At 67.3% G+C, this 18,208-nt stretch carries 15 protein-coding genes and 1 pseudogene; 10 read left to right on the top strand and 6 right to left on the bottom strand.

What is annotated here, in order from left to right:
• Positions 1 to 9 precede the first annotated feature (9 nt).
• The 3 genes from KGD87_RS35290 to KGD87_RS35280 are packed head-to-tail and all read left to right on the top strand — an operon-like array spanning position 10 to position 4,070.
• The gene (locus KGD87_RS35290; protein ID WP_284665306.1) at positions 10 to 330 is read left to right on the top strand and encodes a hypothetical protein; all 321 of its coding nucleotides are present in this window, start codon (positions 10 to 12) and stop codon (positions 328 to 330) included.
• Positions 327 to 3,578: a hypothetical protein gene (locus KGD87_RS35285; RefSeq protein ID WP_284665305.1), complete on the top strand. Its 3,252-nt coding sequence runs from the start codon at positions 327 to 329 to the stop codon at positions 3,576 to 3,578. The genes KGD87_RS35290 and KGD87_RS35285 overlap by 4 nt, the downstream gene beginning before the upstream one ends.
• Before the next feature lie 48 nt (positions 3,579 to 3,626).
• Entirely contained in the window at positions 3,627 to 4,070 is a 444-nt protein-coding gene (locus KGD87_RS35280; protein ID WP_284665304.1) for a hypothetical protein, read from the top strand.
• Here the strand turns inward: KGD87_RS35280 and KGD87_RS35275 are convergent.
• The gene (locus KGD87_RS35275; RefSeq protein ID WP_284665303.1) at positions 4,028 to 6,010 is read right to left on the bottom strand and encodes a hypothetical protein; all 1,983 of its coding nucleotides are present in this window, start codon (positions 6,008 to 6,010) and stop codon (positions 4,028 to 4,030) included. The genes KGD87_RS35280 and KGD87_RS35275 overlap by 43 nt on opposite strands.
• A gap of 312 nt (positions 6,011 to 6,322) precedes the next feature.
• Positions 6,323 to 7,363 (bottom strand): hypothetical protein, encoded by a 1,041-nt coding sequence (locus tag KGD87_RS35270; RefSeq protein ID WP_284665302.1) that lies wholly within the window; start codon positions 7,361 to 7,363, stop codon positions 6,323 to 6,325.
• A 166-nt stretch (positions 7,364 to 7,529) separates the two neighbouring features.
• Between KGD87_RS35270 and KGD87_RS35265 the strand changes: the two genes are divergently transcribed.
• Positions 7,530 to 7,964 carry a RidA family protein gene (locus tag KGD87_RS35265; RefSeq protein ID WP_284665301.1) on the top strand — a complete coding sequence of 145 codons (435 nt, stop codon included), beginning with the start codon at positions 7,530 to 7,532 and terminating at the stop codon, positions 7,962 to 7,964.
• Positions 7,965 to 8,139: 175 nt separating this feature from the next.
• Here the strand turns inward: KGD87_RS35265 and KGD87_RS35260 are convergent, their stop codons facing one another.
• Positions 8,140 to 8,580, bottom strand: coding sequence for a hypothetical protein (locus KGD87_RS35260; protein ID WP_284665300.1), 441 nt, complete (start codon positions 8,578 to 8,580; stop codon positions 8,140 to 8,142).
• 351 nt (positions 8,581 to 8,931) lie between these two features.
• Here KGD87_RS35260 and KGD87_RS35255 point away from each other — a divergent pair, with 351 nt between their 5' ends.
• Both KGD87_RS35255 and KGD87_RS35250 read left to right on the top strand, forming a co-directional pair.
• Positions 8,932 to 9,999: an alpha/beta fold hydrolase gene (locus KGD87_RS35255; protein ID WP_284665299.1), complete on the top strand. Its 1,068-nt coding sequence runs from the start codon at positions 8,932 to 8,934 to the stop codon at positions 9,997 to 9,999.
• Positions 9,996 to 10,823 carry a MerR family transcriptional regulator gene (locus tag KGD87_RS35250; protein WP_284665298.1) on the top strand — a complete coding sequence of 276 codons (828 nt, stop codon included), beginning with the start codon at positions 9,996 to 9,998 and terminating at the stop codon, positions 10,821 to 10,823. Before KGD87_RS35255 ends, KGD87_RS35250 begins: the two co-directional genes overlap by 4 nt.
• A gap of 65 nt (positions 10,824 to 10,888) precedes the next feature.
• On the opposite strand, the gene KGD87_RS35245 is transcribed toward KGD87_RS35250, so the two are convergent.
• The 3 genes from KGD87_RS35245 to mxcH all read right to left on the bottom strand — a co-directional run bounded on the left by KGD87_RS35245 (position 10,889) and on the right by mxcH (position 15,790).
• Positions 10,889 to 11,860 (bottom strand): alpha/beta hydrolase, encoded by a 972-nt coding sequence (locus tag KGD87_RS35245; protein ID WP_284665297.1) that lies wholly within the window; start codon positions 11,858 to 11,860, stop codon positions 10,889 to 10,891.
• A gap of 78 nt (positions 11,861 to 11,938) precedes the next feature.
• A complete protein-coding gene (locus KGD87_RS35240; RefSeq protein ID WP_284665296.1) occupies positions 11,939 to 13,204 on the bottom strand; it encodes a DUF4374 domain-containing protein in 1,266 nt (421 codons plus the stop codon).
• 57 nt (positions 13,205 to 13,261) lie between these two features.
• Positions 13,262 to 15,790, bottom strand: a complete 2,529-nt coding sequence (gene mxcH, locus KGD87_RS35235; RefSeq protein ID WP_284665295.1) for a TonB-dependent siderophore myxochelin receptor MxcH — start codon at positions 15,788 to 15,790, stop codon at positions 13,262 to 13,264.
• A 184-nt stretch (positions 15,791 to 15,974) separates the two neighbouring features.
• Between mxcH and KGD87_RS35230 the strand changes: the two genes are divergently transcribed.
• The 4 genes and pseudogenes from KGD87_RS35230 (at position 15,975) to KGD87_RS35215 (ending at position 18,197) form a co-directional block, all read left to right on the top strand.
• Positions 15,975 to 16,505, top strand: a complete 531-nt coding sequence (locus KGD87_RS35230; RefSeq protein WP_284665294.1) for a hypothetical protein — start codon at positions 15,975 to 15,977, stop codon at positions 16,503 to 16,505.
• A 216-nt stretch (positions 16,506 to 16,721) separates the two neighbouring features.
• Positions 16,722 to 17,141: pseudogene (locus KGD87_RS35225) on the top strand (DUF1801 domain-containing protein); the annotation flags it as partial.
• A 90-nt stretch (positions 17,142 to 17,231) separates the two neighbouring features.
• The gene (locus KGD87_RS35220; protein ID WP_240358078.1) at positions 17,232 to 17,552 is read left to right on the top strand and encodes a DUF1801 domain-containing protein; all 321 of its coding nucleotides are present in this window, start codon (positions 17,232 to 17,234) and stop codon (positions 17,550 to 17,552) included.
• A gap of 150 nt (positions 17,553 to 17,702) precedes the next feature.
• Complete coding sequence (locus tag KGD87_RS35215) at positions 17,703 to 18,197, top strand: hypothetical protein (protein ID WP_284665293.1); 495 nt, start codon at positions 17,703 to 17,705, stop codon at positions 18,195 to 18,197.
• Positions 18,198 to 18,208 lie beyond the last annotated feature (11 nt).

Raw genomic sequence — 18,208 nt, 5'->3', positions numbered from 1 at the left:
TCCCTCAACATGACCACGGCACCCCATTCGTCCACCACCAGCGTCGTCATCCCCAGCACGCTGCCGAACAACCCGTCGCTGACCGTCAGCGCCAGCGGCTCGCTGATGAAGAACTACCTGCCGGCGCTGCCCATCGCGCCCGGCGACCAGGTCACCGCCGCCTGTGACTCCAACGGCGCCCCCATCGTCTTCTCCTTCGGAGCCGACAGCGGGGATTTCTATGCCATCGTCAACGTCAACAACGACCCCACGGGATGGAGCCAGATTGACCTGCTCCCGGGCGTGGCGGCCCTGGGCAAAAGCCGGTCTATTTCGCCAGCGGTCAATTGAGCAACGGCAACCTCTGCCTGTTCCTGGCATGCCAGGACGCGACCTCCGGCGCGGTGAGCACCTATGTGGCCGGGCCGCTGTCGAACAACCTGCAGCAGACAAACCTGGCGCAGCTGGCCTCGCTGTGGACGCCGGCCGGCAACCCGCTGCCCGGCTCGAGCGTGAACCGCGCCAGCATCAGCCCGCTGGACGACGGCCAGGGCTTCGGCATTCCAATGCTTGCCGTGGGCCTGGTCGACCCCCGCACCTCCGACGTCCTCACCTACATGATGCAGGCCACGGTCAACACCACGACCGGCGCCATCACCTGGAACTGGACCGCCTTCCCTTCGCCCACCGACGCCCGGACGGTGCTGGACTACGCGCCCGGGGCGATCGCCGACCTGGGCCAGGGCCTGTACATGCTGTACGCCGGGCAGGACGGCAGCACTCAGCTCATCTTCAAGACGCTGCTCAACGAGTTCGGGCGCGACTACGTGCGGGTGCTGACCGTGCCCGCGGGGCAGAACAGCCTCCAGACCACCGCGGGCAGCGGCACCACCAGCTTCCTCTATGCGGGCGGAGCGGCCGGTCTCGTGTTCTGGGATGCCAGTGCCCAGCTCGACTCGAAGGCAACGGGTTGGACGGCCGCGCAGACCGTCGCCTCGGGCTCCCAGCTGCCGGGCATGAGCGCCGGCGGGCTCGTCGTCCGGCAGAACTTCAACAAGCCCAACGCGATTGCGGCCTGGGCGCTCTCCGGCAGCAATCTCTACCTGCTCAGCCAGTTCGAACACCAGGGCGCCCTGCACTGGACGACGCCGCTGGTGCTGAAGACCGACATCGCGCTCATCGCGCCGCTGATCAACCCCGTCACCCGCGCCAATGAACTGGTGTTCCTGACCACCGACTGGGCGAGCCAGAAAGCCATCCACTATCTCTGGCAGGACCCGGCCACCACGCTCTGGCAGGAGGAGACCATCCCCCTGTACAACAGCGACAAGGTGCAGGAGGTCAGCAGCTACAGCACCAAGCTCAGCTTCCGCCTCAACGGCCAGGCACCGGCGGCGCGCCTCCCCTTGACCCTGACCAGCGCCAGCTACCAGAGCCTGCTGGTCAACGGCCTGAAATACACCGTGAACGCTGGCGCGAGCGTGCAGGTCGCGACCAACGTCACCGGCGAGCTCGACATCATCCAGCAGATCCAGGACCTGGCGGTCTCCACCTTCACGCTGACCAGCAGCGCCTTCACGGACACGCTGCAGCTCAACCCCGCCAGCAACGTCTACAAGAAGCTGGCCGCCGTGCGGACCGGCGCGGACATCCCCGTGCTGCCCCCCACCCTGCCCCAGGGGGTGACGGCCGACCAGATCGCCAGCGCCATCGCCCAGATGATGGCCTTCACGCCGGAGCAGCCCTACCCCACCGAGGTCCTCAGCGTCGTCGGCACCACGCCCCAGGCCAAGGCCGTGGCGCACACGGCTCGGCCGCCCCAGGTCTTCGCCCTGTCCTTCGGCCCGCAGGGCATGCGGTACCACACGGGCGCCGAGGCGACCCAGTTCAGCGTCGTCGGAACCGTGGGTGAGTGGATCGTCGACGCCGTCGGTGATGTGGTGCAGTTCATCGGCAACGTGGTGGGGCAGATTGGCCACATGCTGTTCGAGGTGGCGGAGACGGTGATCAAGATCACCCTCAACGTCGCCGGCCGCGTCATCAAGTTCGTCATCCAGAACTTCCCGCAACTGTTCGCCTTCCTGACGGCGCTGTTCAAGGTGCTGATGGTCGGCCTGGACAAGCTGATCGGCTGGCTCGGCGAGCTGTTCGGCTGGGACGACATCTGGGCCACGCACCTGGTCATCGCGAAGACGCTCACCGGCGCCCTGGATTCGCTGGCCAAGGAGGCGCAGCAGGACTCAGCCAGGCTCAAGAAGAAGATGGCGAGCATCATCGCCGGACCGCTGGGCTTCGCCCGCGAGAACTTCGCGAGCATGACGGTGCCCGCGAGCGTCGCGTCCATGGTCCCCAGTCAGGCGGCCGCGGCCACGCAGCAGAGTCAGCCCAGCATCAACCTCGACACGCCCATCGCGAGCTGGGCCAGCTATCAGACGCAGTACAGCGGCATGCTCCTGGGCGGCGGTCCAGCGGGAGACCTGCCCGCGCCCGTGCAGAAGTTCATCGACGACGTGCTGATTCCCACCTGCTTCGTCCTCGTCAAGGCGATCGAGGAGGACTGGAAGAACCTGCAGGCCGTGTTCACCGGTGAGGGGACGACGGTCGAGAACATCGTCACCTTCCTGCAGGGCCTGGCGAAGACCATCATCGACACGCTGGAAATCGTGCTGCTGGGCTGCGTCGACTACCTGCTCGACCTTGTGCCGTGGGTGGTGCAGCTGCTGACCGAGCCGGTCAACATGCCGTTCATCTCCGGCTTCTACACCTGGCTGACCAGCGCGCTCGGACAGGGCGACAACGCGGCGGAGGAGCTGACGGGGGTGAACCTCATGTCGCTGCTGGTGGCGATCCCCTATACCTACCTCTACAAGATCGCCAACGACGGCGAGGCGCCCTTCCCTTCCTCTGGGAGCAACACGAAGAGCAAGAAGCGGGAGGTCGAGCCGCTGGACCTCTGGACGAGCATGATGCGGCTGGACACGGCGCAGAGCTCGAGCCGGAAGGAAGCCAGCACCGCGGCCAAGCGCTATTCGGTGATTGGCGCGGGAATCGCGTCGGTGTCCGCCCTGCTCGCATCCCTGATGGGCTTCGTGCGAGCCGGCCTGGAGGAGGCCGCGCAGAAGGGCAAGAGCGGCAAGTGCCTGCTGGTGGCCATCCTCGCCATGGGGGGCATTGCCGCCTCCTTCACCTACCCCGTCGAAACCCCCGCCATGGACGGCATGGCGCACGACCTGCGGATCGCCGTCTGGGTCGCGAGCATCCTGCGAATGGCCTGCACGGCGCTGCCCATCCCCTCCGTCGCGGTGCGAGGCACGATCAAGGCCTGCTTCGATGCCGGCATCGGCGTCGCCGCCATCAGCAGCGACATCATCGGCTCCCCCAGCAACTCGACCTGGTGCAGCGACGTCTGCTCCAACCTGGGCGGCGTCATCACCGGCATCAGCACGGCGATCGTCGAGGTCCAGCCCGAGGCCGCGGTCACCATGATTGGCGGCATGGGCCTGTCCTATCTGGGCGGCAATCTGGTGGCCCTCGTCACCGCGCTCTCGATGAACATCGCCAAGGCGGAGGCCATCTACTTCCAGAACGTGGGCGGCTGAGCCGCATTCAGCCTCACGTGAGAGGCCCTCGATGCGAGTGAGGGCCTCGTGAACAAGCCGTGTATCGCCCACCACCACGTCGCGCTTGCCCTCCTGCGTGCAACTATCGTGCGCACCCACCAGATGGATGACGCGCTCATCCGCCAGCGCGTGGACGTGTTCAGGTCGTATCAGGCGCTCACGCCGCCCCGGGTGCTCACGTCGGATGGCGAGGTCATCGCCGGAGCGTACCGACGCGATGATTTGCCGGCGCGCGCGACGACGCAGGCTTCGAATGAGGTGCGCTTCGAATCACCGAGGGACGCGATTGACAGCAGCACCGCTCCCAAGACGCCCCCTGAGCGTCGCGGGGGCGGTGGGAACCCCAGCCATCCGACGAACTGGCTGGGGTTTGTCTTCGCGTCGCCCGAGGGCAATCCGAGCCCAGGCCGAAACGCGACGCGCACGCGTCACAACTCGCAATGTCCCCCTGTGAGGGCGTCCTGGCGATAGACGCCCTCCTTCCCCGCGACCGGCTGGAGGTCATACCCACAATCATTGAGGGGCGGGAAGTGCGGGAACCCGGCACTCTTGAAATGGGCGATGCTGTTCTTCAGGTTCTCCTGGCTCGGCCTGAAGTGTCCGCTGTCATTGGTGATTGACTGAATCACGCCATTGCTCACCTTGACCGTGCCCGCGCCAATGACCCTGATCTGCTGCCGAACGTCCTGTCCCGGCTGTGTGTTCGGAGACGGAAGTCCCGCGATCGCTCCCATCAGGACTCCGGCATGGGTCGTCAACCTTGGCTTGATACACGGACGCGTCGAGGTGTCCTGCGCCCTGGTTTCGTCGATGCAGTTGGCCGTTCCGCGGATCTGAATGTAGCGGCCATCCACATTGACCATGTAGATCCTGCTGTCCCGGGCGTCGATGACGTACAGCGTCTCGCTCGCCGAGCCCACGTTCCACGTATTCACCCGGGTGTTGGTGGACTTGTAATAGGCGATCCCCTCGTGGAAGACCACTTCATAGGCCGCGAGCGCGTTGTTCGGAATCCCCTTGGCACAACTGGACACCCCCAGCCAGGATTCGCACACGCCATTGGCGGTGGTGCCGCTGTCGTTATACTCCAAGAAGACGGGGAAATCCTTGCAAATCTGCCCAGCAGGGCAGCTCGGCTGACAGACGCCACTCTCATTGACTTGCAAGCCAGCCGCGCAGGACTTGGTGTACTGAGTGCATGAACACGACTCCTTGACGCAGCAGAAGTTGAACGGCCAGTAGACACACACTTCCTGCGTGCACTGGATGCACGGCTTCTGATTGGCGCCACCACAGTCCGACGTGGTGACCGACGTCTCAGCCAGCGCATCTGGAGAGCCCGCGTGGCTCATGAACGAAGCGCCATGCCCTCTGCTTTGCGCGATATCCGCGTAGGTGAGCGGATACCCCCTGCTGGCCGCGACCGAGATGAGCAGCGCGTCGGTCGTGGCGGTACGCAAATCCGCCATCAGGCCGTGATCGTTGACCGCCGCGTTCAGCAGGGCATTCATCGCCGCGTTGTACGTGGGCTGCCCTGGCGAGGGAGGCGCGACACAAGTGACCGTGGACGAGGGAGAGGCCGCCGTGGGGCTCACGAAGTCGAACCAGGGCTGCTGCTTGTCCGCGCACAACTGCTGGCCGGCGCCGTGCTCCACGTAGGGGTCGAGGAGCTGGTTCGAACCAGTACCGAAGGGAGCGGGGGCGCCATAGTTCGCCACGCCATTCGTCCACCAGGCCTGGCCGCTGGTGGCGGTCGGCCAGATTACGTAATTCGCCGTCGTCGACCCGAGCATTTGGGGGACGAGCAGATCGGTCCACTTCAGCGTGATGGTATTCCCCCCCTGCCCCTTGAAGACCAGGGTGTGGGCCGTGCCATCCACCGCGATGTCCCAGACATAACGAGCCTCCGCCTTTTCGATGAGGCCAACGACGTTGCCGCTGGAATCATACGCAACAATGGCCATCCCCAGCCTGTTGTCGCGGTAGCTCAGCGCCCAGAAGCTCAAGCCATTCGCAGTGACGATGGGACACATCTCACTGGAGTACAGCGCATCGGGTCCCTGCACACATGTTTTCTTCAGCTCGATGGGCACGCGCAATGGCGTGGCCGCGTCGACGAAATGAACGGTGGGAGCAATCGTCACGTCCCCGGAGGGGGTCGCAAGCGAGCATCCGCAGACGGCCTGGCCTCCACCCGAGTCGATGCACGCCTTCACCGGTGGGTGATTGGGATTGTTGCTCCAGTTTCCCGCGAACACCATCCCATATTGCGCACAGACGCTGCCACACACAGCGGCAGCCACGGCGTTGCTCGCGATCTGCGGACTGCAACGATCACCGACCGCGGCATCGGCATCAGGAGCCATGAGAAAGGCCACGGCAAAAAGTAAAACGAACGCTCTTTCAATCATTATCATAAATACTCCCCCGCTGCGTCGCTTCCCTCAAGGACGCCTCGCTTCTCGCACTCGCTTGGGGCCGTGCAAGCTCAACAAGGCGGCGGACCTGACTATATGAAGCCGCCACAAACCCATGTCAAACCATGGGCGCATGGCGACAGGTGGGACCAGCCCTCCGGTGAATGCGTCAGGCTTCACTGAACACACATCGCCCCAGGTCGCTGCGGTATATTTTTACGCTGAATGTGTTCGCCCCCCCCCCTGAGAGAGAACCGGCGGAGGGCCGCCTGCGAGGCAGCGCCCCGCGCATCGTGCGTCTGGGTATTACGCGAGCCAGCCCCAGTCAGAGTCGTCCAGGAGCGGGAGCTGGCCCCTGCGGCGCCGGGTGGAGACCTCCTCGCGCCACGCCTCCAGTCCGCCCGGGAGCGGCCAGGCGCGTGAGACGGTTCCCCTCGGTTCTGAGGTGAAGTTGAGCAGCAGCATGCGGTTGACGCGGTCGACAATCTCCGGCGTCGCTCCGGCGCGCAGTTGGAACTCCGCGCTGAACAGGGCGCCCTCCTCGCGGACGGCATTCCCGGGACGAGGCCGGTCTATGAACGGCCACAAGCCCATCAGCGGAGGCTGCACGCCTTCGAGCAGCGCGGCGTGCAGCCGGTCATGGCCATCCAGCACCACCCACTTCGCCGGGATGGCCACGAAGAGCAGCAGCACGGGCGGCAATGTCCCGTCCCTCGCGCGCTTTCGCCAGCTCTTCACGCGCCCATCCTCGGGAGCGGAGAGCGCGCGCAGCCCGAGCACGGCGCCCGGCCGCTGTTCCGGCAGCGACTCCCACCAGTCCTCCTTCCACGCGAACAGGAACCGCGCCATGGTGGCCAGCGAGTGCGGTGGCAGCGGAGGCTGACCGAAGCCCCACTCCATGGGGGAGACCGGGTGCCGCTCCGCCTTCTCCGCCGCGATGGCGCGCACGGGGCGCAGACACCAGTGGCCGGCGTGGAGCACTGGCAGGGGCGCCTCCACGAGCGCACGCGCCACCCGCCAATTCCACGCCTCCCACCAGGCCTCGGAGCCGGGTGAGTCCTCCACGGCCCGGACCCCGGGTGCGGACAGCGGCGGCAGGACCTGGGGAGCGGCGGCCGCTCCCCGAACGAAGACCGCGCGGTCCCAGTAGGAATCGATGCGGGTCCAGAGCAGCGTCTGTCCCCCGCCGCGCAACCGGATCCGATAGTCCGGAGCGGCTTCCAGATGCACCGAGGGCCTCCGCGCCCAGCGGCCCGTGGAGGGCACGCGCAGCAGCAGTCCTGGACCAAGGGTCTCCAGTCCCCAGCTGAGGGTGTCATCGGCGACGATGGAGACTCCTGGGGTCATGCGACGCGCTCCTCGAGCAGCGAAGGAATTCGGGGCAGGCACACCAACAAGCGTGTCACAGGCCCCGGACATACCTCGTCCTGATTGAGTTGAACCGACAGCAGCACGCTCGCATATCCGGGGCCGGACTCGGATACGCAGCCTTCAGAATCAAGACAGGTGAATCATGGGACAGACCGCTGAACCCTCGAAGACGCCGCCGCTGGTCCTGACGAACCCCAAGGGACTGTTCGACCCGGCACCCTACGGCTTCTCACACGTGGCGCAGGTGGCCCCGGGCACCCGGCTCATCTACCTGGCGGGGCAAGGTGGGGAGCGTGAGACCGGGGCGCTTGAGCCCGACTTCCGACTCCAGGTGCGACAGGCGCTTCAGAACATCCGCACGGCCCTTGAGTCCGTGGGGGCCGGCGTCGGAGATGTCGCCAAGCTCACGATGCTCGTGGTGGACCACACGGAGGAGAAGCTCCGAATCATCGGCCCCGAGCTGGACGCGGCCTGGAACGGCGGCATGAAGCCGACCTGTACGCTGATTCCCGTCCCTCGGCTGGCGCTGGACGGGATGCTCTTCGAAGTCGAAGCAGTCGCCGTCCTACCTGCCTGACCGGGAAGCCGAAGTGGACGTCGTCCGGGGCCGGTCTCACGACTGGCTGCGCCGGGTACGTGCCGCAAGGCCCACCAAGTGCCTCCCCGAGAATCTCACTGTACTGCGCTCGGCCCTCTACCCAGCGGAGTGAGCTGGGTCCTCTTCTCGGCCGTCGAATGGGCCGGGCGACTGCTCAGGCCTCCCCTGCCCGGACCGCCCCGCCCGGTATCGGCTCCAGGTCGGGCTCAACGTAGGACGCCCGGGCGTCGGCCGAGAACAGGACCTGCGCCGAGTAGTGGGTCAGCATGATTTCGCTGTCGAGCAGCTCGGGATTCTTCTTGATGAAGTCCGCGGACGACGCACTGGGAGCCTTGCCCATGAAGTACCCGACCGCGAGGACCCATGCCCGGGTGAGCGTCTCGTGGAACTTTGCCGCGGGGATTCCGTGGTGCGCGAGGAACCGCTGGAGCGCATTGCGCATCCTCGAGATCGCCTCCTCGGTGCCGTGCTCCGACAGGTACACATAGGCCAGGCGCACATGCGCCTCGTGGTTGAAGGCCGCGGGCGCGACGACGCAGGCTTCGAACGCGGTACGAAAGGCATGGTCCGCTTCGGAGCGCGTGTGCAATGGCATGTCTTCCTCCTGTAGCGAGCCATACACTGAGCACGGCCGTAAGAACATCACAGGAAGCAGATGCAGAACGCTGTACGCAGGCTGACTGCCCGTGAGCCCTGCGCACGACGAGCCGCATGGCATTGCAGAGGCATCCACGCACACGCTTCTGCCAGCCCCAGCAAGCATTGAAGCCCAGCACGCCTTCAGGCCCCCCGTGCCATACTTGGCCGATAGGGTGCGCTTTCCCCTCCCCGAGGACGGCGGGCGTTGCATTCATGCTGGCGTGGGCCTCTTCCGCTTGACTCTCCCCCAAGGGGAGACCGCCACCCTCCGCGCATGTCACCTGAAAACACGTCTCGGAGGAAGGTCGTGGCGGTAGTCATTGGAACACTCATCGTGCTGGTGGGAGCGGCAGCGGGAATCTGGTGGTGGATGGGGCGAGCGCTCTTCCAGCCAGGCACCGTGGAGCAGGTGCTGGCCGCGCGGGGCGAAACGTTGGAGGTCCCCTCGGAACAACCCACGGACGCCTCATCCTGGCAGGTGTCACCGGACGTGCGGCTCCACCACGTGGCCGTGGGCGACGGACGAGACGTCGTCGTTGTGCATGGCGGCCCTGGCCTCCCCCCGGCGACGCCCTGGCGCGCGGCGGCCATGGCAGGCGACTCCCTGCGCTGGCACTTCTATGACCAGCGAGGCTGCGGCGCCTCTTCGCGTCCCCTCACCCACGCGCCCCCCGGCGGCACGTGGCAGGCCATGCAGGCGGTGGAGGCCCGGCTGGGACTCGCCGCGCAGCTCGCGGACCTCGACCGAATCCGGCGCCTGCTCGGAAAGGAGCGCCTCACGCTGGTGGGGCACTCCTTCGGAGCCCTGGTGGCCGCGCTGTACGCCGCGGAGTGGCCAGAGCGGGTAGAGGCCCTCGTGCTGGTGGCACCCGCGCCGTTGGTGACGATGCCCGCGGGCGACGGCGACCTCTTCACCCAGGTGCGGGCCCGGCTGAACGAGGCAGGCCAGCGCGAGCTGGCGGCGTGGATGAAGCACACCTTCGACTTCCCAGCCCGCCTGAAGGACGACGAGGCCCGGCTCGCCGAGCACTTCGCCGCCTTCGGACCGCTGTACAGCCAGGCCATGCGGCGCGAGCGCCCTGACGCGAAGCTTCCCGGCTCCGGTGCCGCCGGAGGCTTTCTCTCGCTGGGGCTCTACCTGAGCCTGGGCCGGCATCATGACTGGAGCGACTGGCTGCGCCGGGTGCGCGCGCGCACGCTCGTCATCCATGGCGCCCAGGACCTCCAGCCGCGCTCGGCCACTGAGCACGTGGTAGAAGCGCTCCCCCACGCGCGGCTGGTGTCGCTGGCGGGCAGCGGGCACTTCCCCTTCGAGGAACAGCCCGAGGCCTTCGCGGCCACGGTGAGCGCCTTCCTCTTGGAGGAGGAGCGATGAGCGGCCTGCTGTATTCCATTGGAGAGACGTCCCGCATCACCGGTCTGACCGTGAAGGCACTGCGCTTCTACCAGGAGAAGGGACTGCTCGAGCCCTCGCGCGTGGACCCCTCCTCCGGCTACCGCTACTACACCGAGCGCGACATCTCCCTGGCCCACACGCTGCGCGCGCTGCGCGACCTGCAACTGTCCCTGGAGGAGATTCAGGGTGTGCTCGCGGAGCTGGGCCGGGGCGACTCGCTCGCTGAGCAACTGGCGCGCGTGCGGGCCCGGCTCGCCGAGGAGGCCGCCAGCGCGCAACGCTCCGTGCTCGCGCTGGACACGCTGCTGCGGCACCAGGCCCAGGCGGAGGCGTACCTGCGAGCACCACCGCCACTCCTCGAGCGCTGGCTCCCTCCGGTCCGCGTCGCAGTGCATCGCGCACGGGGGCGGTACTCCGACGCGTCGGAGGTCTTCCCACGGCTGTTCGCCGCGTGCGGCCCCCACGTGGCCGGTGCGCCCTTCTGCCTCCTGCACGAGGCGGAGTACCGCGAGCACGACGCGGACCTGTCCTGGTGTGTTCCCCTGGCACCGGGGGCCAACCCAGAAGGCGTCTCCGTCGAGGAATTGCCCGAGGTACAGGCAGTCGTGCTCGTCCACTCCGGGGTCCCCGATTCGGTGGGCCCTTCCTGGGCCCGCCTCTTCGCCCACCTCCATGCGAAGGAGCGCACCCCAACCATCCCCCTGCGCGAGACGTACCTGCGCGTGGGCACGACGGATGGCACCTCCTGGCTGACCGAGCTCGCCCTGCCTTGGGAGGGAAACGGGCTTCGGAGCAAGGCCTGAGGCGCGCGGCGCTCCAACCGGACCAGGCTCCGTGCCCGACAAAGGGGCCGGGGCCCGCGAGCGGCTCAGTCGGCGCCCGGAAGCAGCGCGGGCGCGGAGAAGAAGAGCAGCCCCCGGTTCAGCATGGGGAGCCAGGCGCTGTAGTGGTCGTCGCCGGGAAACTCCAGGTACTGGACCTCGAAATCGCCGCCGCCCATTGCCGCGAGCTCCGCGGCGAGCTCGCGGGTATTGTCGACCATCCGCCGCTCAGCGGCGAACATGCCCCGCGCGCCCGCGCTCTTGCGCGGCTTCTGCTCGATCCCCCCTACCGTGAGCAGCACGCGCGCCTTCACCGGCGTCCTCGTGTACTGCTCCAGGAAGGCCTTCTTCTCGGTGAGCACGTAGCGGTCGTTCCACCAGATGGACGGGCTCCCCGCGATGAAGGTGTCAAAGGACGTGGGCCTCGTGAAGAGCGCATGCAGCACCAGGAGCCCTCCGTAGGAGTGGCCCATCAGCGCGGTGCGCGAGCCGTCGATGGACAATCTCGATGCAAGTGCCGGCTCGAGTTCCTTCTTCAGGAAGTCCAGGAAGCGATCCGCCCCGCCCTGCTTCTTCGAAAACCGGTCCCCCGTGTCCGAGAGATTCGGAGCGGGCGGCGTGTAGTCCTCGCCGCGTGCCTGGTCGTGGTGGGCCGGGGCTCCCGCGTAGGTCAGCCCGACGATGACCGGCGGTACCGCCGCGACGCCGAAGCCCCGCGCGAGCCTGGGGAGGACGCGCGTGAGACGCTCCAGGGTGGGAAAGTGTGCACCGCCATCCAGGAGGTAGATGACCGGATGGCCGGCGGCGGGCGCTGCGCCCTCGGGAACCGCCACGTACACCCGGTGGGTCCGTCCCGTGTGGGTCGAGTCGAGCTCAAACTGGAAGGTGTCCGGGAGCGTCACCGGAGTCCCATCCACCCGGGCCACCGGCGCGGCGCGTGGCACCGGCCCCGCGGAACAACTGGCGGTCAGCAGACCCGCCGCGAGGAGCATGGGGAGGCGCATCAGGAAGAGACTCATGGCGGAACACCCGGTGATGACAGAGGAAGCGGAGCCCCCGCTCATGCGCGGCGGGGGCTCCGGCCGGAAGGCGGACGGCTAGCGGATCCGGAGGAGTCCGCGCACCTGGCCCTCGACGACCGTCTTCGCGTCCCCAAGGCCCGACTCAGGGCTCATCAGGCGGAAGCGCGTCTGGGCGTTGTCATTGATGAACTCCGGCAGCACCAGGAGCTCACCGGGGTTCTGCGGGATGCTACGGCCGTTGGTGGGCACGAGGTCGTCCCGGACGACGGGCGTCGCGGTCGGCGCGTCGCCGAGGGTGACCTCCCACAGGCTCCACCAGGCGCCCACGGCGGCGCTCTGCCCGTTGAACGGCCGCTCGGCGGCCACCGCCGCGTCCCAGGCGGCCTGCGCGGCGGCCTTGTTCATCACCCGCAGGTAGCCCTTGCCGGGCGCGCCAGGCAGCAGCATGCCGGCGATGTCTCCCTCCGTCCCGGGGGTGACGAAGGCATCCAGCGTGGTGAACCAGTCATCGAACTCGCCGGTCGCGGGGTCGAAGCGGACCATGCAGGGCGCGCCGGTGGTCCCGGGCGACACGAAGTGCGCGCCGCTGCCCAGGGGCTCGGTGGCGTAATAAATCTTCCCATCCGTGTGCTTGACGCCGTCGCGCGCCCAGCCGCAGCGGTTGTCGACCTTGACGGTCACCTCGTCCGTCTGCGTGTCCACGATGACCAGCGCCGTCTTCGCCGGAACCGTCCTCACGTCCGCGGCGTGCCAGCCGCCAGCCAGGATGACGTCGTCGCCAGCGGTGACGGCCAGGCTCTGCGAATAGCGGAACGTGAAGTCGCCGTCCTTGAGCTGGGACGTCAGGTCCTTGGACGTGATGATGGAGAGGTCCTGGGGATTCCAGATGACCAGCTTGTAGTTCACGTGGTCGAAGTAATAGGCCTTCGTCTCGCTGACGAAGTAGTGCTGGGACTGATAGCCATTGACCGCGGCGACGCCCTGGCTGGTGAACGAAAGCGCATCACCGGCCACGAGCGAGCCGTCCGCGTTGAGGGTGTACGGAGTCACCGTCGGCACCCGCGAGCTGCTGACGATGAACTTGCCGGTGCCCGGAAGGCCAGCGGCGATGTACGAATCCGCGGGAAGCTCGACCGCGTCGCCAATCCCGACGGTCTGCTCCTCCTCGATGTCCTCCAACGTCACCAGGTAGCTCTGGGTGTTTCCACCGGCGATGGCGACCTGGGTGATGGCGACGTAGAGGGAATCGGTCGTTCCGGCGTCCGGAGGCTTCGGGTCCTCCGAATCCGAGCAGGCGGTGGCGAACACGGCGAGGGTCAGGAGTGCGGTTTTCAGCTTCATCGGGCTTCCTTTGAGCGGAGGGGTCCTGCGAGGGACTCGAAGCGCCACATCGCGCGCCTAGAGGTCAACCGTGGCGCGCGCGGTGAACGCGCGGCCCGGCTTCTGGACACCGACGATGTCGAAGGCGGGAGCGTCGGTGAGATTCTGGAGATTGAAGGAGAAGGAGTAGGCGCGTCCGCCGAACTGGGAGCGGTAGGTGAGCGCGGCGAAGTGCAGCACCTGGGTGGGCACCCGCGCCTTGTCGCCCCCCCGCCCGGCGCTCTCCCAGGAGCGGTAGAACGACTCGACGAAGCGGGTCGTCCACTCCAGGCCGAGGGCGTCCACGGAGCTCAAGAGCTGACGCTTCTGGAACCGTGCGGTCGCGGAGGCCTGGAGCCAGGGAATGTTGGGCATGCGGTCCCCGCGAAAGCGGGCGAACTGGCCGTCCTGCGCGAGGTTGCGGAAGTTGAGCCAGGTGACGGTGCCGGTGAGCCCCACCCAGTCGCCGGGTGAAGCCCAGTCCAGTCCTGCATGCGCCGAGAAGGAGCGGGCGTGGTCCACGTTCTCGTAGGCCTGCGTGGCGTCGCCGGGGAAGAGCTGGATGAGGTTCTCGACGTCTCGGACGCCCGCGACCGCGTTGGCACCGAAGCGGCCAACGGACGTGACGAGGGGGAGGAGCTCCACGCCCAGGTTGGCGTTGTGACTCGACTCGGGGACGAGCGCCGAGTTCTCCACGAGCAGTCCCCCATCGCCGAAGAGCTCGTCCACCCTTGGCATCCGCGTGGTCCGTTCATAGGACGCCTTGAAGAGCAGCCCACGCGTCAGACTGAAGCGCAAGGTGTCACCGAAGCCTCCGGCCCACCGGCGCTCCGCGGCCTCCTGCCTCGTCCCCGAGGCGAAGCGCTGCAGGTAGCCCTTTACGAACACGGTGTTCTCCAGCCGGCCGCCCCAGAGCAACTGGCGATGGGAGAGACCTCCGAAGGACGACGTGAGCGCGAGCGGCACCCGGAGGGGGTCCTCCTGCTGCAGACGGGTGAGGTAGGCGTTCTCGCCGCTTCGGTCGCTGTCATCGACGCCGAGCGAGACCTCGAGGTCCTCCGCGTCAAGCAGCGTCCCGAGGAGCCGCACGCGCCCGAACAACGTCTGGCGCGTCTGGGTATTCTCCAGCGGCGTCGAGCCAATCTCCCCGGCTCTCGCCCGCGTCGCACGACAGGCTCCGTACCAGTCGTATAAACAGTCGGAGGCGTCGAGGAACTCGCCCACACGCTGGTTGTACCCGGCGATGGCGAGCACCTTCAGCCGCTCGTGTGGCGACACCTCGTAGCGCAGCCCGAGGCCCCAGCTCTCCTGTGCGGAGGTGGCCGCGCCATACGGCTGGATCATGTACTGGTCGTGTGGGACCTCCTTGTCGTAGCGGCCGAGGTAGCCATTGAGGACGAGCCGGTCGACTCCCGGCAGCGCCTCGAAGCCCACCTCGATATCGCCTCCGGTGCCCCGATAGGCGTCGTGGTTGCGGCGCAGGGCGCGCGGTGAGACGCGCCCCGTCTCCGGGTCATCGACAGGGACGGTGACGACGTAGTCGTTCTGCGCGCGGTCGTGGAACCCCGCGGCCCGCATGAAGACGTGCTCGTTGGCTCGCCACGTCAGCCTGCCGGTACCGCGGTAGCTCCCGAAGGACCCGCCCTGGAGCGAAAGGGACGCGCCGGTTTCGGGAGACGCGAGTCCGGAGCGCAGGTGGATGGCACCTCCCAGCGCGTCCGTCGCGAGCCGCACCGGGACCACGCCGTTGAAGACCTCGAGCTGCCGGATGAGGGAGACCGGTACACTCCCGAGCCCGTAGACATAGGGCGAATACTCGATGGGGACGCCGTCGAGGAGGACTCGCACCTGGTCGCCGGAGAGGCCCCCGAGTGAGAGCTGGGTCCGGCTCCCCATTCCCCCCGTCCGCTGGACCTGCACGGCGGAGGCCCGCGTCAGCACCTCCGCGAGGTCCTCGGCGCGCTCATGGGCCTTCTCCAATTCGACGACGTCCACCGCCTCTGAGCCGCGCACCAGGGTGCGGGCTTCGGTCGACCTGGCGCGCACGACCGAGGTGAAGCCAGGGGACGCGGGAGGCGCTGGCTCCTCGGAGGGCTGCGCGGCCGGCTCCGCCGCGGGCGTGTCGGACGAGGCCTGGGCGACCTCCTCGGCGCCCGCCGGCGCGACCTCGGGAGGACGCGCGAGGACGAAGTGGTGGATGAACTCGAACTGGCAGGACACGGGGCTGCCGTCCTGCATCGCCGGGGAGAAGCGCGCGTCCTCGAGCGCGCGCACGGCCGCCTCGTCGAGCCCGTGCCCAAGTCCCTCGACCACCTCCGCGCGTGTGACGCGTCCCTCCGCATCAAGCGTCAGGAGGAGCTTCACCGCGCCTTCCAGCCCCGCGGCGAGGGCGTCGGGCGGATAAACCGCCTCTGGCTGGGCCAGCAGCACCGGAGGGACGACCCCACTGGAGGGGGAAGCAGAGCTCGTCCGCGCCGGGGGCTCGCTCGCATCCTGCGCTCGCGCGACGCCATTCGACAGCATGGCCAGGAGCGCGAGCACGGGGACAATGTCGATATTGATACTCATTCTCAATACCATGACCTCCTATCAGTGGTGGCGGTGAGGGTCAATTGGAGAGGTGCACCTCCGCGGGCGAAAGCAGCTCCACACTCCCTCAACATCTCAACGCGATGGTGGGGGCAGGTCGACACGGTCGCCCATGGGGGCGCTGTGAACACATGGGGAATCGACCCAAGGGGAGCGCGAAATCATGAAACCCGTCTTGGTGGCCACCGCGGTCATGTGCCTCGCCGTCAGCCCGGCCTTCGCCTCGGATTGCGAGGACCTGCCCGCCAAGGGACAGGCGAGCCTTCAGAAGAAGTACATGAAGATCAAGGCCGAGAGCGAACACGCCGCGACGGACTGCGTCGCCATCCGCAACAACGACGCCCTGAATACGGGCCACGGCATCACGGTCGACTGCCGCATCCACTTCCGCCCCCGGAACGGGAGCTGCTACGTGGACTACTCGCCCTATGGAGAGACCAACAAGAGCCTCTCCCGACATCCCGGCTGCGATGCGGGCAAGTGGGCCTGGGCGCGTAGCGTGGACATGCACACGGGCGAGTCCGCCTCGGACCCGAAGGGAAAAACGTACACGGGCAGTGTCCGCTTCAACATGATGAAGGCGGAGTACGAGCTGAAATACACCGTCCAGGTCGGCGACAAGAAGAGCGACAAGGCGCTGGAGAACACCTACGCGGCGACCCTGAAGAAGATCTGCATCCGCAAGTCCAGCTAACGCCCGGGCGCGGTGCGAGTCGGCGAGGTGGGTGCGCTATCGCCGCTCCCTCGCCGACCCGCGGGCTCCCGCGCCGACACCGCCGTCATGGGTTGCGTTGGCCACATACGGCCGGCATCCTGGCCCCGCTCCTGGTAGCCAGGGGTGGATGCGAACGACCCTACTGCACCGTTCGCGGACTGTTGCCGTCCTGGGCGCCCACCGGAAGGAAGGAAGATGAAGAGTCAAACCAAGACAATTGGCGAGTCGGCCTCGCAACGCATCAGCGAGCGGATTGCCGAACTGGGTGACTGGCGCGGCGACACACTCGCCCGGGTGCGTGCCCTCATCCAGGAGGCCGACCCTGAGGTCGTGGAGGAGTGGAAGTGGCGGGGCACCCCGGTGTGGGCCCACGACGGGGGCATCTGCACGGGAGAGGCCTACAAGGCGGCCGTGAAGCTGACCTTCTTCAAGGGCGCGTCCTTGGAAGACCCCGCCGGGCTCTTCAACTCCAGCCTTGATGGGAATGTCAGGCGCGCCATTGACCTTCACGAAGGTGAGAAGCTTGACGCGAAGGCGTTCAAGGCGCTCATCCGCGCGGCCGTCGCGCTCAATACTTCTGGCGGAAAGAAGCCCGCCAGGCGCAAACGCCCCGCCGCGTCCGCCAAGCCAACCCTCCTCTCTGGCGGCAATCCGCAAATTGCGAAGGGCTCCGGCGACGCCCCCGTCCGGGCCTACATCGAGGCCATGCCGGGCTGGAAGCGCGACGTCGGGCACCGCCTCGACGCGCTCATCGAGCGCACCCTCCCGGGCGTGAGCAAGGCCGTCAAATGGAACTCGCCCATGTACGGAGTCGAGGGCCAGGGCTGGTTCCTGGGCATCCACTGCTTCGCGAAGTACATCAAGGTGGCCTTCTTCCGTGGCACGTCGCTGCGCCCCATCCCACCCGGTGCGTCCAAGAGCCAGGACACGCGCTACCTCGATATCCGCGAGGACGAACCGCTCGACGAGGCCCAGTTCACCGCCTGGGTGAAGCAGGCCAGCCAATTGCCTGGCGAGCGCATGTGAGGCGTGCCCTCCGCGAATGACGCCCGCCTCGCGCCACGGCGGTCCGACCTGGGCGCGAAGTGTGGGCAAGGCTCGGGCGCTGAAACGGCCCTCCTCGTACTCCTGGTGCGCCCCTGCTACGCTCGCCGGATGCTCGCCTGCATCAACGCGATGGACTCCACCATCAGGGACTTCTCCCAGTCCTTCTGGGTCGACATGGGCCTCTGGTCCTTTGGCGCGGTGTTCCTGAACCGCGTCATCCTCACCCATGACCTGCGGCCCTCCACGGAGCCACAGCCCAGGCCGTCCATGTTCCGGCGGGCCTTCTTCCTCCTCGTCGGAGCCGCGTTCATCGTGTTGCTCGCCGCGATTCTGGCCGGCGGACCGTTCCTCAACTTCGAGGCGCAGGACTTCCACCTGTGCAGGGTGAGCCGCCCCATGTTGTTGGCGCTGGTGGCCAGTCCCGTCGTGCTCTTCGTCCTGCAGTCCGCGTTCTTCCAAGGCCCCGGAAGACGACTGTTCCGTGACAGGAAACGAGGCGCCCTCGTGAGTCTGGTGCTCTCATCGCTCCTGCTGGCGACGGGGATGGGGATTGCCCGCGATGTGTTCGTCCTCCCCAACCTCTGCGAGAGGTCCGTGCAGATATTCCCCTCACACGCCTACTGACCCAGCCAGGT

Source organism: Myxococcus sp. SDU36, assembly GCF_030168875.1.
GTDB lineage: Bacteria > Myxococcota > Myxococcia > Myxococcales > Myxococcaceae > Myxococcus > Myxococcus vastator.
Note: the sequence above shows the minus strand (reverse complement) of the source record. Positions and strands in the feature narration are given on the sequence as shown.

Bases quoted from the DNA above. Each gene is read 5' to 3' on its own strand.
- KGD87_RS35260 (WP_284665300.1), bottom strand. From the start codon at position 8,580: ATGCCATTGCACACGCGCTCCGAAGCGGACCATGCCTTTCGTACCGCG.
- KGD87_RS35240 (WP_284665296.1), bottom strand. From the start codon at position 13,204: ATGAAGCTGAAAACCGCACTCCTGACCCTCGCCGTGTTCGCCACCGCC.
- KGD87_RS35265 (WP_284665301.1), top strand. From the start codon at position 7,530: ATGGGACAGACCGCTGAACCCTCGAAGACGCCGCCGCTGGTCCTGACG.
- mxcH (WP_284665295.1), bottom strand. From the start codon at position 15,790: ATGAGTATCAATATCGACATTGTCCCCGTGCTCGCGCTCCTGGCCATG.
- KGD87_RS35220 (WP_240358078.1), top strand. From the start codon at position 17,232: ATGCCGGGCTGGAAGCGCGACGTCGGGCACCGCCTCGACGCGCTCATC.
- KGD87_RS35215 (WP_284665293.1), top strand. From the start codon at position 17,703: ATGGACTCCACCATCAGGGACTTCTCCCAGTCCTTCTGGGTCGACATG.
- KGD87_RS35245 (WP_284665297.1), bottom strand. From the start codon at position 11,860: ATGAGTCTCTTCCTGATGCGCCTCCCCATGCTCCTCGCGGCGGGTCTG.
- KGD87_RS35250 (WP_284665298.1), top strand. From the start codon at position 9,996: ATGAGCGGCCTGCTGTATTCCATTGGAGAGACGTCCCGCATCACCGGT.
- KGD87_RS35230 (WP_284665294.1), top strand. From the start codon at position 15,975: ATGAAACCCGTCTTGGTGGCCACCGCGGTCATGTGCCTCGCCGTCAGC.
- KGD87_RS35270 (WP_284665302.1), bottom strand. From the start codon at position 7,363: ATGACCCCAGGAGTCTCCATCGTCGCCGATGACACCCTCAGCTGGGGA.
- KGD87_RS35290 (WP_284665306.1), top strand. From the start codon at position 10: ATGACCACGGCACCCCATTCGTCCACCACCAGCGTCGTCATCCCCAGC.
- KGD87_RS35275 (WP_284665303.1), bottom strand. From the start codon at position 6,010: ATGATTGAAAGAGCGTTCGTTTTACTTTTTGCCGTGGCCTTTCTCATG.